This is a genomic window from Paenibacillus contaminans (assembly GCF_003285015.1).
GTDB classification, from domain to species: domain Bacteria; phylum Bacillota; class Bacilli; order Paenibacillales; family NBRC-103111; genus Paenibacillus_V; species Paenibacillus_V contaminans.
This window is the reverse complement of sequence record NZ_QMFB01000062.1, coordinates 1-15,871: the sequence shown is the minus strand read 5'-3', so window position 1 is coordinate 15,871 and position 15,871 is coordinate 1. Positions and strand designations below refer to the sequence as shown.

General features: G+C 51.3%; 7 protein-coding genes. All 7 read right to left on the bottom strand.

Going from position 1 to position 15,871, the window contains the following annotated elements; translation table 11 throughout:
* Positions 1 to 201 precede the first annotated feature (201 nt).
* The 7 genes from DQG23_RS41300 to DQG23_RS41270 all read right to left on the bottom strand — a co-directional run bounded on the left by DQG23_RS41300 (position 202) and on the right by DQG23_RS41270 (position 15,612).
* Positions 202 to 6,858: an S-layer homology domain-containing protein gene (locus DQG23_RS41300; RefSeq protein ID WP_158560967.1), complete on the bottom strand. Its 6,657-nt coding sequence runs from the start codon at positions 6,856 to 6,858 to the stop codon at positions 202 to 204.
* 118 nt (positions 6,859 to 6,976) lie between these two features.
* On the bottom strand, positions 6,977 to 8,566 hold the full coding sequence (locus DQG23_RS41295; RefSeq protein ID WP_158560966.1) for an amidohydrolase family protein: 1,590 nt from the start codon (positions 8,564 to 8,566) through the stop codon (positions 6,977 to 6,979).
* A 159-nt stretch (positions 8,567 to 8,725) separates the two neighbouring features.
* Positions 8,726 to 9,616, bottom strand: a complete 891-nt coding sequence (locus DQG23_RS41290; protein WP_113036897.1) for a carbohydrate ABC transporter permease — start codon at positions 9,614 to 9,616, stop codon at positions 8,726 to 8,728.
* Between the two features lie 12 nt (positions 9,617 to 9,628).
* Positions 9,629 to 10,525: an ABC transporter permease gene (locus DQG23_RS41285; protein ID WP_238178268.1), complete on the bottom strand. Its 897-nt coding sequence runs from the start codon at positions 10,523 to 10,525 to the stop codon at positions 9,629 to 9,631.
* A gap of 68 nt (positions 10,526 to 10,593) precedes the next feature.
* Positions 10,594 to 12,219, bottom strand: coding sequence for an extracellular solute-binding protein (locus DQG23_RS41280; RefSeq protein WP_113036895.1), 1,626 nt, complete (start codon positions 12,217 to 12,219; stop codon positions 10,594 to 10,596).
* 143 nt (positions 12,220 to 12,362) lie between these two features.
* Entirely contained in the window at positions 12,363 to 13,946 is a 1,584-nt protein-coding gene (locus DQG23_RS41275; RefSeq protein ID WP_113036894.1) for a response regulator, read from the bottom strand.
* Complete coding sequence (locus DQG23_RS41270) at positions 13,921 to 15,612, bottom strand: sensor histidine kinase (RefSeq protein ID WP_113036893.1); 1,692 nt, start codon at positions 15,610 to 15,612, stop codon at positions 13,921 to 13,923. Before DQG23_RS41270 ends, DQG23_RS41275 begins: the two co-directional genes overlap by 26 nt.
* Positions 15,613 to 15,871 lie beyond the last annotated feature (259 nt).

The window sequence follows — 15,871 nt, the reverse complement described above, 5'->3', positions numbered from 1 at the left end:
CAAGCGCCGCGGCTTCCTCCGGTCCCATAACCGTCGCGCCCGGATAATTCGGCGGCAGCGGCTTGCTCCGCACCGGCGTTCCTCCGTTGATAGCCAGCTTTTCCATGGTTATTTTAGTCCTTTCGCTTCGCTCAAGGCACAAAATAACAATCATTTTTGTGCCTTGAACACTAAATAGATTTTAAGTGTATCCTCTACTATTTATTTAAGCTTTAATAGGTTATAAATTGCTTGAGCACCTTCGGCCCGGTTAGTCACCCCTTGCGGGACGAAAGCATTTGCCCCTCTGCCGCTGATGAGTCCCAGCGATGCCGCGATATCGAGCGATGCTTTTGCCCATTCGCTTGTTTGCTCGCGATCGGCGAATCCTGCCGAAGGGGCGGAAATGCTCCCGAACTTCAGCTTATACGCGCGAACCATCATCACAACCATTTCTTCCCGGGTAATCGAACGGTTTGGTGCGAACGTTCCTTCCTCCACGCCGTTGACAATTCCCGCTTCCGCCGCTGCAGCTACGGCATCGGCGTACCATGCGGAGGAAGCCACATCGGCGAAACGAGCCGCTTCTTTCTTTTCCAGCATCAGCGCACGGGCCAGCAGCGCCGTAAATTCAGCGCGCGTTACATCCCTGTCCGGTTCGTAGGCTAGATCGTTTACGCCGTCGATCAGATGATGAGCCGCCATTTCCTTTAGCATGCGATACGCCCAATGATCGGCCGGGACATCCGCAAACGACTTATCGAACGCAAGTACGACTAATTTCCCGGGACGCGTTACCGTTATTTCGATATGTTCGTCCGTCAACTTGCCGCCCATATACTCGAGCTCGCCATTATCTCCTAACCGGTAAACGCCCAACAGCTGTTTATCCGTTCCGGGATAAATCTTTATCGTTACGTTTAACGGCGACTGAAAGGAGAAGCCCGGCTGCAACGAAGATATACCGAAATCGTAAACCGGACTGGCCGCGGTCAATACGGCATGCGCTTGCTGACCCGCTTTCTCGACCATTCTCTTTTCCGGATCGCCCCAGTTCGGAGAAACGCCAATCTCCAGCGCTTCATCATTGCCTTTCGCATCCAACTGCGCCAGCATCTCCTCAATAGCCTCTTGCGAAAAAGACAATACGAATTCTCCTTGTGTAACTTTGAGTTGCTTCGCTCCAAGCAGCATTTCCCTCGTGACCTTAAGCGACGATTGCCCCGCCTCTAGAACAAGCGAAACGTCCTCTTTGGCTTTCGACGTTTTCGCCGGCTCCGATGCAGGAGCGGAAGGCTCCGTACCGGAATCGTCCGGCCTGCCCTGCGAGCTGTCGACAACAAAGCGGATTTGATAAGTCTTGTTTGCAACACCGTCTTCCGCCGTTACCGTAACCGTCGTCGTGCCGGGAAGCGAACCTGCAGGACTTACAACTACCGCCGCGCGGTCATCTTCAGCAACTGCGTTTACGGTCGGAACCGTCTGAGTCCCTTCGCCGAGATGGACGGTATAGACTTCACTGTCCGCCGTAAATCCCGCCACCGTCACGCCGTTTACCCGCAAATCACTTAAACGGGCATTGCTTGACTTATCCCTGACCGTCAATGCAAACGGAGCCGGCTGAAACTGCCCATATGTCGCCGTGATTACGGTATTTCCGGCAGACATCGCTTCGACAACACCGGTATTCATAACCGTAGCGACACCGGAATCGCCGCTCTCATACGCCGCCCATTCCGTCACATCGACGACGCCATGACTGCTTGCTGCGTACAAGGAGATTTGCGCTTTCTCATGAACGGTCATCGGCGAGGAAAGCCCCTCCATCCTCAATTCGCCGTCTTCCAGTACCGAAACCTCGACGACAGCGGTTTTTCCGCCGAAGGAAGCCGTAATATCGGCTTTACCCGAACCGACTGCCGTAACAAGACCGTTATCTACAACCGCTACGGCCATGTTGCTGCTTTGCCAGACGCCAGGCTCGTAAGTCACATCGCTGACGGTAAGATTGCTGTACTTCGCGGCTGCGGCAAGCCGAGCCGTGTCCCCAGCCAGCAGCGTCATGCGATTATCGTTCAAATTATCGGATTCCAACGAGATCGATTCGACAAAGGGAATGTACGCATGCATATTCGTTTCTACATTTACAATTTTAAAAGTATTGGCGCCCGCCCACTTGGCGGCGGGATAAAATGTCATCTCCGACGTTCCGTCCGGATAAACCGCAAAACCGGGCTCGCTTTCAATACGAATGATCGTCTTCCCGTTTTCCGTCAGCACGTCGTTTATCTTGTAGCCCCCGGACGTTCCGTCCGGATGATTAACAATGACGGTTTTGCTTATTGCGCTGAGCGGCACAAAGGATGAAGTCACGAAAGCGTTGTATGCATGGCCGGAAGCTTTACGGTATACGCTCTCGACTACCCCAGCCGCAGCACCTTCGCCGCTCACTTCCGTGTCCCCGTAAACGAGGCTCGTTCCGTCGAGCAGTACCATTTTGGTGATCGCGCTGTTTTCGAGCCTTATAAAGCCCATCTTTCCTTCAAGACGGATATTGCCGACTACAAGCGGACCGCTGCCGTACGGCGAGCTTAAAATGATGTCCGTCGTCGTTCCGTATGTTACGCTCACCGCGACATCCCCGTCCTGAGACTGGTCAGGCTGCAATCTTGTCACCTGTTCGATTTGCCCGGCGCTGTCCGCCGCATAAGGCTCAAGCGCAGTGACAAACGTGCTTTTCAAATTCGTCCCTTCCCGGCGAAGCACCATCTTGGGCATCGTATAAGTAGCGTTTGCGACAGTCGTATCTACATTCTCCGTTCTTGTCTTGAGCAAAGAAGGCGATCTGCCCAAAAACAACTCATTGCTTCCTGGATCCGTCACTCCCAAAATCTTCATTCCCGCTTTACTGACGCCGCCTTCTTGCGTAGAAAGCTTCATTTCATACTTCCCGTCAGGAAGCTCCGCCCGGCTTACATCCTTAACATGCATATACGCATAGTAATGTCCTCCGGCACTGCCTTGTTCCGTGCTCGTATTCGGCTCGACTACCTGCGTTCCCGGCGGAAGCAGATAAGGGCCGTAAGGCAGCATCCCGATATCGGTTGTAAAAGAAGCTTCGCGATTGGCATCACCCTGCAGCGTATACTCATGACGGCTTCCGCCGCTGACACGGAACAAATCAAGCACATAGCCGTCTTGCGTTCCCGGAAAAGCGATATACCACGGCTCGCGATTGTATTCGCCGACTTCGTCGTAAGCATTTTTCTGATCGGCTTTCATGACTTGCAGCGATTCGTCCGCCGGCGCGTAAACCTCCAGGCTTCCCCCCAATTTGCCGCTTGACAAAGTCATATCCTTGCCGTCGACCACAACTGTATTATGAGCCAAAGTGGAATTGGTCCACGAGCGGTACTTGGTGTACGTATAACCCAGATCCGGAAGCAATTCCTGGTCCTTGGCATAAAAAGTCAAATTGAGCGGATCCCACTGATTATGGCCGTATTTCGGTCCGAACGTCATGTAGAGCTGGGATTGATTCTGATCCTCCCCATTTTTGGTCATTCTGGCGATGCCTGCGGCAGGCAGCAGGAACGAACCTGCTGACAAATCCGGCGAACCGTTTTTTTGCCAAGCCCACGTGTCTTGAATCGGCAATACGTGCCCGTCAGGATAAACAAGCGTATTTAAAATTCGCTTCGATTCCGCAAAAAACGGAAATTGCTCCATTAAATCCAGATTGATTACCGGAATTCCCGTGCGCTGGGATACATATCCCGGAGGATCGCTCCAGCCCTCCAGCAGGTCCATGGCGATTTCCATGCCGACTGTGCTTTGGCTATGATAGGAATACGTAATCTCTTTCCAGAATCCGTCATACAAATAATGATTGGCCCCATAGCTGCGAATCTTTTCGATCGCTTCATGCACGTAGTCCGGGTAATCGATCGCTTTTCCTATCCGGATCAGACCGAGCCATACGTTATAATCCATGTTCGTATTCCATTTCATGTAGGAACGCACAAATTCCACCGATGGCTTAAACATCTTTTCGACGAGTTTGCTTTGCAAATCGACTCCATTATGGAAAGAAAGCATGTCAAGCGCATCCGTTTGTTTGAGCTTCGCATACACTTCGGCTAAATCCCCCGCTAGGTTGAGATCCAGATGGTACCACCAGTTCCAGTTCCCGCCCCAGTACGGATTCGGAGGAGCTGCGGACGGACTTATCGGCGCGATATTCCAAATCGTGTCATATACCGGCACGTACCCCTCGTAAACCTCGGCAAAACGGGCAAGCAGACGGGCTGCTCCGAGCGGGTCCGTAACGGCCAATCGTTTCATTTCCTTGATGACGTATTCCCGCTGCTTGTACCAAAGATGCGCCGTAATAAAATACCTTCTTCCAGCTTCATCTTCATAGTACGGATACTCGACAAGCTCTCCTTTGGCATTAAGAACTTGAAGTGATTTATTTTCCGGATACAGGCTGTTCGGGTATGTAAGCTGGCTGTACTTACTTGTCAATTGATCCGGGTAAGCGGGATTCCAATCATACAGCTTTTCCGGCGAAAGATCCGGCCTTTCGGGAAGTCCCGCCCAATAGATGCCCGACTGTTCCGGAATCATATCCAACAGCCGCTGCACTTCGGCGGAAGGTTCCGCAGGCGTTACCGCGGTTTGCGCAGGCAGGGGAGGAACCCAGCCGTAAGCCCTTTCCCCGGCTTCGTTCACATGCTCGCTGTCAAACGCGACGACGGCCATTCTCGCCTCGCTCTCGCCTGCGTTTGCCAAAATGATCTCCAGTTGATATAAGCCGGATTCTTCCATCCGCGGATGCGTGAACCCGATTTCCAACCGATCGTTTCGGTAAGCAAGCTGCACGTTATCGACCGGCAGCATTCGTCCGGCAGGCGTTCTCCATTTCAGTTGAAGACTGCCAACTCCTTCAGGAAGAACGCTTTCCGGCAAAGAAAGCTTTTTCTCCGTAAAGCTTTGATATAGCAAACTTATTTCATCCGTATACAAGGGAATAATTCCGGAAGCCCCCGATGAATCCGCTAATTGTGCAGGAATGTCATCGAAAAACAGCCGCCCCATTCTGCCCTGATCGGTTACGGACATATACAGCATATAAACGCCGGGCGCCTCGTTATCCGTAAAAGTCGAATTCCGAATCGGAATCCATGAGCTTAGCGGCTGTACGCCCGGCCTGTGACGTAAGACATTCACCGCCCATTCCTGCCCCGGAACAATCTCGTCGACGCCCAAAGAAGACAATGGAATCGCCACTTCCGCCGTCCAACCCTGGGTGCCTTGATGACTCGCGACGACAGCATTGCCGATCGTAATGACTTCCCCGTTCAAATCGGTTCTGCCTGGTCCCAAATGCGTTCTCAGCTTGTGCTGTTGATCTTCGGCCAGCATCACGATCAAGTCGTAATATTTGCCGGACGATAAATCAGGACGAAGCACCACTTCGAACCCTTCTGACAGCAGTTCTTCATCCGGCGTTTGCCGCTCCCCGGTGATCCCGATGTACAGCTTTTCCGAATCGTAAGTTATCCTTACGTTCGTTTGCGGATCGGCCGCGTCATTATTGAAGGCGGTTACAAAATTAGTAAGCATAAGAGCCTGATTCCAGACCGAATCGTTCATCAATCCGTCGATCGTAATCGTCCCGCTCGCCGGCTTCGCTACTCCCCATTTATTTTGAAAGGTTCGAATGTCATCGGAGCCTTCCAATTGTTCCGCAATAACAATTGATTGCTCGGCTTGCCTCGTCGTTCCCGCTACGTCGACCGTGACGCGGATCACCGCTTCTCCGACAGCTTTGGCCGTTATCATACCGTAATCGCTCACTTCCGCGACACTCGGATTCAAGCTTTCAAATTGAACGGCGGCATTCTTCAACGCTATCGGATTGCTCTCATTGTCGTATCCTTTGATTGCTGCAAGCGTTCGGGTTCCTAATACAAGCGGGGATTTCTCGATAGACATCTCAACGCTGTCCAGGTAACCCGAGATGACAGAAACGGACACTTCCGTCTCAAGCGTTTCTCCGCCGAGCGTGACCGAAACCTTAACGCGTCCCGTCCCCGGGGCGACTGCCGTAACCATGCCATTCCCGTTAACGGTAACGATATTCGGATCGAGGCTCTCGTATTCAAAAACGGCAGCGGATAAATCGGCTTCCTCTTCGTCGCTCATTGTCCCGCTCACCTCGAGTTCGGACTGTTCGCCTACGGCAAGCAGCGGAACGGCGAGCCCGGCGGATACGGACATAAGCTCGGACGGCAGCTTTTCCAGTATCAACTGCCTGGGAAACAGCTGGTACCAGGTAGCATTATCATTTTTGCCGACAAGCGTGATCGTCAGCACATGATCGCCCGTCGATAAGTTCATTTTCCCCATCGTTTGGGTCGGTCCGAAAATAACGCCCGAGGTCGGATCGTAGAAATCGTATCGTCCAAGCACCTGACTGTCCAGCTTCAGCTCCCCGATGCCCTGCCCTTTGCTTAGGCTGCCGTTAAAACGAACCTCATAAGTGCCCGACTCCGGCACGGGAACCTGAATTTGCCGAAAATGCGTATTTACCGTGTTCGTATTCATACTGACCCCATATGTACCCTGCCATCTGGCTGCCGGAGCCGCACTCGGCGAACCTAGCAATTCCCATCCTGCCGGCGCTGTCGTCGGCGCTCCCGCATTGCCAAGCGTCTGGAAGTTATACGTATGGATAACCGCATCCGCCTGCACCCGTGCGCCTTCCGGCAAATAGCCGAACAATAAGCTGAAGATGACGATTAGTACGAAAGACATCTTACCCGGCTTGAAGCTGCTCTTTTTCGAAACCGCTGGAAGGTACCCTATTCTCATTCGAAATGACTCCTTTATAAAGAGTTGAACGTTCACTTTGATCCCGGCCATTCCGGCAGACCTTGAACGATCCGCCGCGCCTACCCGCGGCTCCGTAATGGCCGGTCAGCTTCGTAACTTAAAGCTTGCAGCGATTCCAGATTGCTTTCATATTTGCGCCAAAAACGGCTTTTTTCTCTTCCAGAGACAAATCGGCGTAAGCCACCCAACCGAACTGCGGACGAGGATCGCGCATCGGCGAATCGGTTCCGAAAAACACTTTATGCACGCCAACCTCCCGCACCAAATATTCGATCGATCCTTGCGTGACCGTCGTATACGTCAATTGCAAGTAAACATGCTCGTATTTTTTGGCGACCCCTGCATACAACTCCGCAATTTCAAAGCTTCGGGCCGCATGATCCATGAAAATGGCTACATTCGGATACAGCTGTGCAAGCCGTTCGATTTGATCGATATACGCTTGATCGCTTTGACCCGCAGGATCGATCAGCGCGTATAGACAGCGTTCATTGGCCAATTCCCACCAGGGCGCATAAACGGGGTCCGTATAAGGGATATGCGATAGATGAAAATAAGGCTTAATCCCGCGGAAGCCTTTCTCGAGATGCCAGATCCGTGCTGTTGCCGCCACATCCTCAACATAGTTGGGATCGATGACGACGTATCCTTCCACGACCTGGGGGTATTGCTCTCTGGCCCGTTCCAGCACTTGATTGCCCGCTTCCGAATCGCCGCCGTTAATGCCAACCCAAGGCGCTATCGACATTTTACGGATGCCCATTTTCCCGTACAGCCCGACCATCTCGTGGATATCGCCTTTCAGCATCGGATAACCGCTTCCTGTCGCACCTCCTTCCTCGATTAAATGCGTATGCGAATCGTATACCTCTATCGAAAGCGACTCTCCCTTCGAGGCTTCGAGACTTACGGTATCCTGATCGGGGATTCTCGCTTCGGGAGGGTTCACGTTCAGCCATGCCGCCAGATTGCCCCCGGCAATCCGCTGTTTGTCCTCCCATGGGATATCCGCGTAGTCGATTAACGCGCGAGCCGCTCCGGCGCTTCTGCGCGGCATATTGCTGCCGAAAAACAATCGCTCGGCACCGTAACGGGCGTACATCGTTTCGATGATCCGATTGCTCTGAAGCGCCGAAAAGTCGACGCATAAGTTGTTGAATTCATCCATTAGCGGAAGCAATCTTCTTTCTTGACTCCAGCCCAAGCCCTGCAGCAGGACCGGAAGCTCGCGGTGACGATCCAGCAATAACGCCAGTTGAGCGATCGAAGCTTCCGAGGCATCGAGCAGCAGCGGGATACGTTCCCGCTCCAGCAATCCGCATAAGGATCCGATCGTCCGCGGATCAAGATCAAATTGATGGCTGGCGGGAAACATTTTGACCGCGCGAATATCATGCTGCCGCAACTGCTCCAGCAAGCGTTCCGCATCCATAAAATCGCCGGCATGCTCCGGAAGCGCCGCCCAGCAGCCGAACAGCCGCGGGCTTTTGGCCAACTCCCGCTCCAGCAGCCCGTTGCCATACCGCGGCGAATGCGATCGGGCCATGCCATGATAAACGAGCGCCCCGGCGATCCCCGCCCGGTCCAGCTCCTCGACGATCCGCTCCGTTCTCCATATTTGCTCGCGATGCTTGTAGGCGCTTTTACCTAAGTAAACCGAGCTATCAAAAAATTGAAGCTGTGTCACTGTAATCTCTCCAATCATTCTGTTCTAAGTAAACTCCTACCGTTTGCGGCTGACGTTAGATGATCGCCACTCTCCCGCACGTTCATCGCGCCTTCAATTCTACGCTTGCTTCCATCGCTGCATACAAAATCTGAATGTGCGGCTGCATCGTTGAGCGGCTCATCCTTTAATCGACCCAAGCAAAAACCCTTTCATGAAATGTTTTTGCAAAAACGGATATATCGCTATAATCGGCAAAATCGTCACGACCACCGTCGCCATTTTGACCGTTTCCGGAGGCAGCCTCTGCATTTGGAACTGGCCGGCCAGCTGCAGCTCGGTGCTGACGTTCGGCGTAATAATCATGCTGCGAAGCACGACTTGAATCGGCTGCAGCTCTTTGTCCGTAATAAACATGATCGCATGAAAATAGGTGTTCCAATGATTGATGCCGTAAAATAAACCAAGCGTAGCCAAGATCGGCATCGACAACGGAAGCACGATTTGCCATAACGTGCGGAGCTCTCCGCAGCCGTCCACCCGCGCGGCTTCTTCGATTTCTTCGGGCAGCCCTTCAAAATATGACTTCATAATCAGCATGTTGAAGGCCGAGACAAGACCGGGAATGATGAGCGCCCACAACGTATTGTTCATCCCCATCGAACTGACGATCAGGTACAAAGGAATCAAGCCGCCGGAAAACATCATCGTAAACACAATCATAAACAAGACGAGATTTCTGCCCGGGATTTTTTTCTTGGAGAGCGGATACGCCAGAAGCATGGTCACAAGAAGGTTTAGGAACGTCCCGCAAACCGCAAGAAGAACGGTCACTCCGAGCGCGCGGGGAACTCTCGGACTGCTCAAAATTTGTTTGTAAGCGTCCAAGGTAAAGCTCTTGGGCAGCATAACGAAGCCGCCGTTCTGAATTACTTCGATAAACGGCGTGACCGACATCACCACCACATAGTAGAGGGGAAACAATGTCGTTAACCCGAACAGGCTCAGTACGGTAATGAACGCAGCGTCAATAACCCGGTCCGTTTTGGTTGGTTTCAATACGATGGACATCGTTTACCCCTCCTACCATATCGATGATTGCCCTAGTTTTTTGGCCAGCTGGTTCGCGCCGATCACCAGAATCAAACCGATGATTCCTTTAAAAAAGCCGACGGCGGTCGCCACGCTAAAATCAAATTGCTCCAGTCCTCGTCGAAACACCCAAGTATCGATAATGTCCGCGACCTCATAAACTCTGGAGTTATAGAAAATATAAATCTGCTCGAAGCCCGCATCCAGGATATGACCGATCCGTAAAATCAACAATAGAACGAACACATTCGCCACTCCGGGCAATGTAACATGCCAGAGCTGCCGCCAGCGTCCCGCTCCGTCTACGACGGCCGCTTCATAAAGATGGGGATCTATCGTCGCGAGCGAGGCCAAATAAATAATCGCCCCGAACCCCGTGTTTTTCCAAATATCCGTCGAAATTAGAATGCTCCTGAAATATTCCTTGGAAGAAAGGAAATCTACCGTCGATCCTCCGAAATCGCGAACGACTTGGTTGACGAGCCCGGAATCCGGTGCCAGAAAAGAAAACGCCAGTCCGTAAACGACAACCCAGGACAAAAAATGCGGCCCGTAAGTAATCGTCTGAATCGTCCGCTTGAACCATCGAACGCGGATTTCATTCAATACAAGCGCCAGCGCAAGATCCGGGACCATATTGAAGAAGATCCGATATAAGCTGATCACCAGCGTATTGCGCAGCGTTTGGACGATGTCGGGGCTTTCGAATATCGTTCTGAAATGCTTCAGCCCCGCCCAGTCGCTGCCCCAAATTCCTTTGGTCAAATTGTAGTCTTTAAAAGCGATAATCAGGCCGCCCATCGGACCGTAATGAAAGACGATAAAATATAAGATCCCTGGCAGCATCATGAGGTAGTACCAGCGATACCGGTAAAGTATGGTTGCCATCCGTGTCTCACTCCGCATTTAGTGTGAGAGGGGAACGTTCCCCGTTCCCCTCCACATCGATTTGTTCTTTATTTGGCTAGAGGGGATACCCAATCATTGACCTCGACGCCTGTTGCCTGCGTTTGCTCCACATATGCGTTATACAAATCGTTGGCGCCGTATTTCGTCAGGAACTCCTCCAGCAGCGGCGTCCAATTCGGATACTTGTCTTTCTCGAACAAATACTGCACTTGAATTTCCGCACGTTTTTTCGCAAAGGAGCCGAAGTCAAAGCCTTCCGGCGGAATATAACCGGTAGCCGTTTGCAATATTCCGTAATTGTTGATCGTTTGCATGATCTCCCGATCCCGGTCGCTCATCGTCGGATCGATCACTTCCAAACCGAGCGGCTCGGCGTAACGCTCCGGCGTCATGGCATGCCAGGCAACAAGGAAATTCCCCTTATTGATCACATCCTCCTCATACGCTTTGGGGATCAGCGTAATTTTATTTCCGCTGCGCGTATAATGTTTATTCTCGATCCCGTAATGCGTCATCAGATAGCCTTCCTCGCTAAACAGCCAATCGACGATTCGGGTAATTCGATCGATCTTTTCAGGCGACTTCTCGACCGTTCTTTGCGAAATCGACCAGCTGTACCCCGGCTCGATTTTCAAATTTACAGGGTTTTGCGGAAACGGATTAAACGGCTGCAAATCCGCTTTCGGATACAACTGCTTCAATTGATTGAAATAACTGTTCGGATTCGAATCGAGAGCTAACTGTGCAGCGTCTCCCCATATCATGCCGATCTTCCCTTGCGCGAATTTCTGCGCTACTGCGGCATTATTGCTCAAGAACCAGTCCGGATCCACATATCCTTTATTCAGCCAAACCCTCAAATCGTCCAATACGTCTCCGACGACCGGATCGGTGTAAGCGGTTCTGAAATTTTTAGTCTTCGGATCGACAAACATACCTTGGAACAAGCCGCGATTGTTATACTGCGGGAAAAGCGGGCTCACCGTTGTCCCGTTGCCTGCTACGGAAAAGCCGTACGTATCTTTCTTCTTATTGCCGTCCGGATCATTCTCCGTAAAGGCGCGAACTACTTCGGTAAGCTCTTCATAGTTCGTAGGATATTTCAACCCCAGCGCATCAAGCCAATCTTTGCGGATAAAATACGATGTCGTAGCTTTCGGGTTGACAGGAACATATCCGCGGGCTGTCGTACCTTTCTTAATCTGATAGTCAGCCAGCACCTTCGGCGTTACCCATTTAAAGTAATTGGGCATCTTCTCCGGACTCATCGCTTTACCCATCTCGCCCATCACGCCGTCAGCGAACAATTGGACGGTGGAGGTGCCGGTGACGACCATCAAATCCGGCGCTTCGCCGGAGGAGATTTTCAAATTCAATCTCGTGTTGAATTCATCGCCGAGCGGGAGCGTGTCAAACGAAATCGATACGTTAAATTTATTCTCCAAATATGCTCTTACAAAGTCGTCATCGCCCCTCGGCATAACCGTGTCGGGATTACCCGGGAAGAAAAAAGACAGCTTCATATGCTCCAGCTGTTCGGTTCCCCCGACGCTCGCCTCCGGCTTGGGCGAGCTTTCGCCGCTCGAACCGTTATTGCCGGAAGTCTGACATGCCGTTATGGCGGTCATACTAAGCGCAAGCCCCGCTAGTAAGAACGTTTTCATCTTTTTCATATTTCGCTCCCCTTCACTGTTTCTTTCCTACGCTACTAATCATAAAGCCGAATATAAAAATAGTGAATGAACGCTCGTTAGACGTTCATTCACTATTCTCAGTCTTCTTTATCGACGCATTCCATATATTCCGATTTGATTCACTATTTTCGCCTGTACTCGGAAACGGTAATGCCCGTTATTTTCTTGAACACCCTTATAAAATAATTCGGGTTGGCGTAGCCGACCCGATCGGCGATTTCTTCGGTCGATAACCGGTCGTCCAAAAAAAGCTCCTTCGCTTTTTCAATCCGGTATGTCATCAAATAATCCGAGAAAGAGCTGCCCGTCTCCTGATGGAAGCGCTGGCTGAAATAGTTCTCGCTTAAACTCACATGCCGGGCAACCTGCTCCAAGCGCAAAGGCTGACGGTAGTTCGCCTCGATAAACGCATAGGTTTTCATGATCCAACGCTTTTTCTCCTTCTGCTCGCCGATGACCGCTTGCCCGGCCTGCAGCACCTGAATCAAAATTTGCAGCAATTCATTATTGGACCCGGGATGCTGCAATTGCTTCAGCTGCTCGTTCACTTCGGGAAAATCCTTGTTCTGGCGAATGAGGTCGACCTGATATTTTTCCATCAGCAGATCGATCAGCTTTTGTGCAATCATTTGCGCAAACCGGGCGGCCTCCTGAAGATTCACTTCAGTCAATACGGATTGAAACTGCAGACGAATCCAAAGAACCAACTGGTCAAATTGCTCATTGCCGAGCATGTTCTTGACCTGATGATAAAGGCCGATCCATTCCGTTTCGGAAAAGCTTCTCAATTCGGGAAGATCCTCGTTCCAAAAAACGGCTTTCGTCTGCGAATCATTCGATTCCAGCACATTTGCGGCTTCCTTTCGTCCCGCAGGCAAGCTTGTGAATTGATGGAAGCCTTTGCTTAAACCGCAAATAAGCTCCGTATTTAAGCTGTCTTTGGCGGTGCGCTGCACCTCCTCCACGATTTTCCCCGCCTCCTGCTTGGCTGCCGCCAGCGGCAAATCGGTCATGCGGATAAAACCAAGGTACGTCCCGGCCTCGAAGCCGACCAAACATGCATGAAACCGCTCTAACGTTTCTTCCAGCAGCACCGACAACGCTTTGCTTTCTTGCTCCGATCCGTTCCCTGCCGCTGCAAGCTCCCGAAAAGATAGCCAATAAAATACGTGCCGATCGCCGGCAACAGTACCGAAACGATGGAACATCAGCGGGATTTCGTTCGCCAGCAACACTTCATTTCGCCAAATTTCATGCCCGGATTGCCGGGTCAGAAATAAAAGCTTCTGCTTCTCCTGCAGCATCAACGAGACGGGGGCTTCCTCACGCTCCATCGCCGGGTAGTTCAATGCGTTCAGCACGCGCATAAGCTCGTCCGCTTCCAGCTCATGCTTGATCAAATAATCCCGGACATTCAGCTGGATCGCTTTGCGCGTATACTCAAAATCTTCATAGCTGCTTAAAATGACCACATGAACATGCGGATAATATTTTTTCAATTGCGCGATCAAGCTGATGCCATCCATTCTGGGCATGCGAATGTCCGTCAGCAAAATATCCGGACACCGCTCCTGAACGGCTTCCCAGGCTTCTTCGCCGTTTTTATAGGCGCCGATAATTTCATACCCGTGTTGTTCCCAATTCACGATGGACTGCAGTCCGACTCTGACCAGCTTCTCGTCATCTGCGATCATAATCGTTCTCATGCGCTGTTATCTCCCCGCTATGTTCAATCCACGGCAATACAAGTTCGACCCTTGTTCCCTCGTCTTCCGTGCTTTCGATCAGGATGCCGTACTCTTTTCCGTAATGCAGCTGGATTCTGTCATGAATATTTTTTAAACCCAGATGGTTTTCTTCCTTGTCTCCGTGCACCATCTCGCGAACTTGCCGCAGTCTTTCGGCGCTCATGCCGCTTCCGTTATCGGTTACGACCAGATGCAGCCGATTTAACGCCGCGAATGCATGCAGCTTGATTTCTCCGCTCCGGCTGGCTTCGGAAATCCCGTAAATGACGGCATTTTCGATGATCGGCTGCAATAAAAACTTCAACATGCGCAGCTCGTAAAACGGCTCCGGTATATCCACGGTTAGGGTAAAATCCTGATATCGAACTTTTTGTATTTTCACATAAGCATTCAAAATGTCCAGTTCGTCCCGAACGGAAACCGGCTCGCCCGGGGCCCGAATCGAATAAGAAAGCAAACCGGACAATGCATCCGCCATTTCTTTGATATTGTCCTGTTTTTGGATAATGGCCATCCAGCGGATCGTGTTCAACGTATTGTAAAGAAAGTGGGGCGTAATCTGATTTTGCAATACCCGAATTTCCGTTTCCTGTTTCTTCTTCTGTGTGGTTATGACTTCGCGGTTGAGCTGATGAATTTCGTACAGTACGGAAATGAACGTATCGTTCAGCTCCGTCACTTCCCGCGCGCCGCGGAACCGTTTGAGATGCCGGGGCTCCGCCCCTTTCACGCCTTGCTTCATATTTCGCATCAATTTTTTGACCGGGATGACGATATCCATGGCGAGCAATTGCGTAACGGCCATGCCGAGCAGCACGCATACAACCGCGACTAGGATCGAAGCGAAAACCGCTTTTTCGATCTGGTCGTTCAATTGCTTCAGGGGAATCGTCGTTTTCAAGGTCCAATCGTAACGATGGCTGCGCATCTCGGTAACCAATTGAGGCGCATCTTTTAAGGCGGCCGCGTTTCCGGCGCTCAGCACCGGCTTCTTTCCGGGGGAGTGCAGTTCGAATAAAGCCGTTTTGCTGATCTTCGTTTCCTCCAGCGTACGCATGAAAATATCCGGCTCGATGACAAAAATGATTTGCGCGATTTTATTGTATTTTTCCATATGGTTGATATTTCGGCCGAGCAGGATGGCTTGTTTGCCGGACTCGTTAGTCGCCTCCAGCTCCCAAATCACGCCGCCTCCGCCCTCTTCGACGCTGCGGAAAAACGCGCCGTTCTCCCGCCGCAGCAGCTCCGGATCTCTTCGCCCGAAAACATGCTGCTGGCTCCCGGTAATAAGAATCGTGCTTGAAATGTAAGGTCTGAAGGAACCTAGCAATATTTGCACTCTTTTGTCCAAGTCCGCTTTGTTTTTGACCCCCTGCAAATACGTTTCCGGCGTCTCCTGCAATAGACGGAGCAGATCGGCATCGACGAAAAACTGCAGGCTCAAATTTTCAAAGCTATAAAATTCCTGGTCCAGCTTTTCCACTACGAGATCCAGCAGATCCTCCGTATTTTGCTGCATCGTTTCACGGCTGGTGCTGTTGAAATTGGACGTGACAAAGTACATGCCGAGCACGGTCGGCATTACGATTAAGGGCATGTACAATAAAATCAGCTTCTGAAACAAGCGCCAACGCCGCCAGTTAAGCCTATTGAGCAGTCTGCGAATCGTTCTCCTCTCCCGGATAACGCTTTCAATTTTCGTTACGTATATCTTACTAGGATTCTCGCATAACGACGGGTCGGTGGCAATATGATTTGTGGTCAAACAAGGATAAACGGCTTCGCCGTCCTATGTCTTGTATTTTACAAAAACCCCCCTGTCGCTAGACAGAGGGGCTGATCGATTATGCCGTTACAAACAAACCGTTATATACTTTGACGAT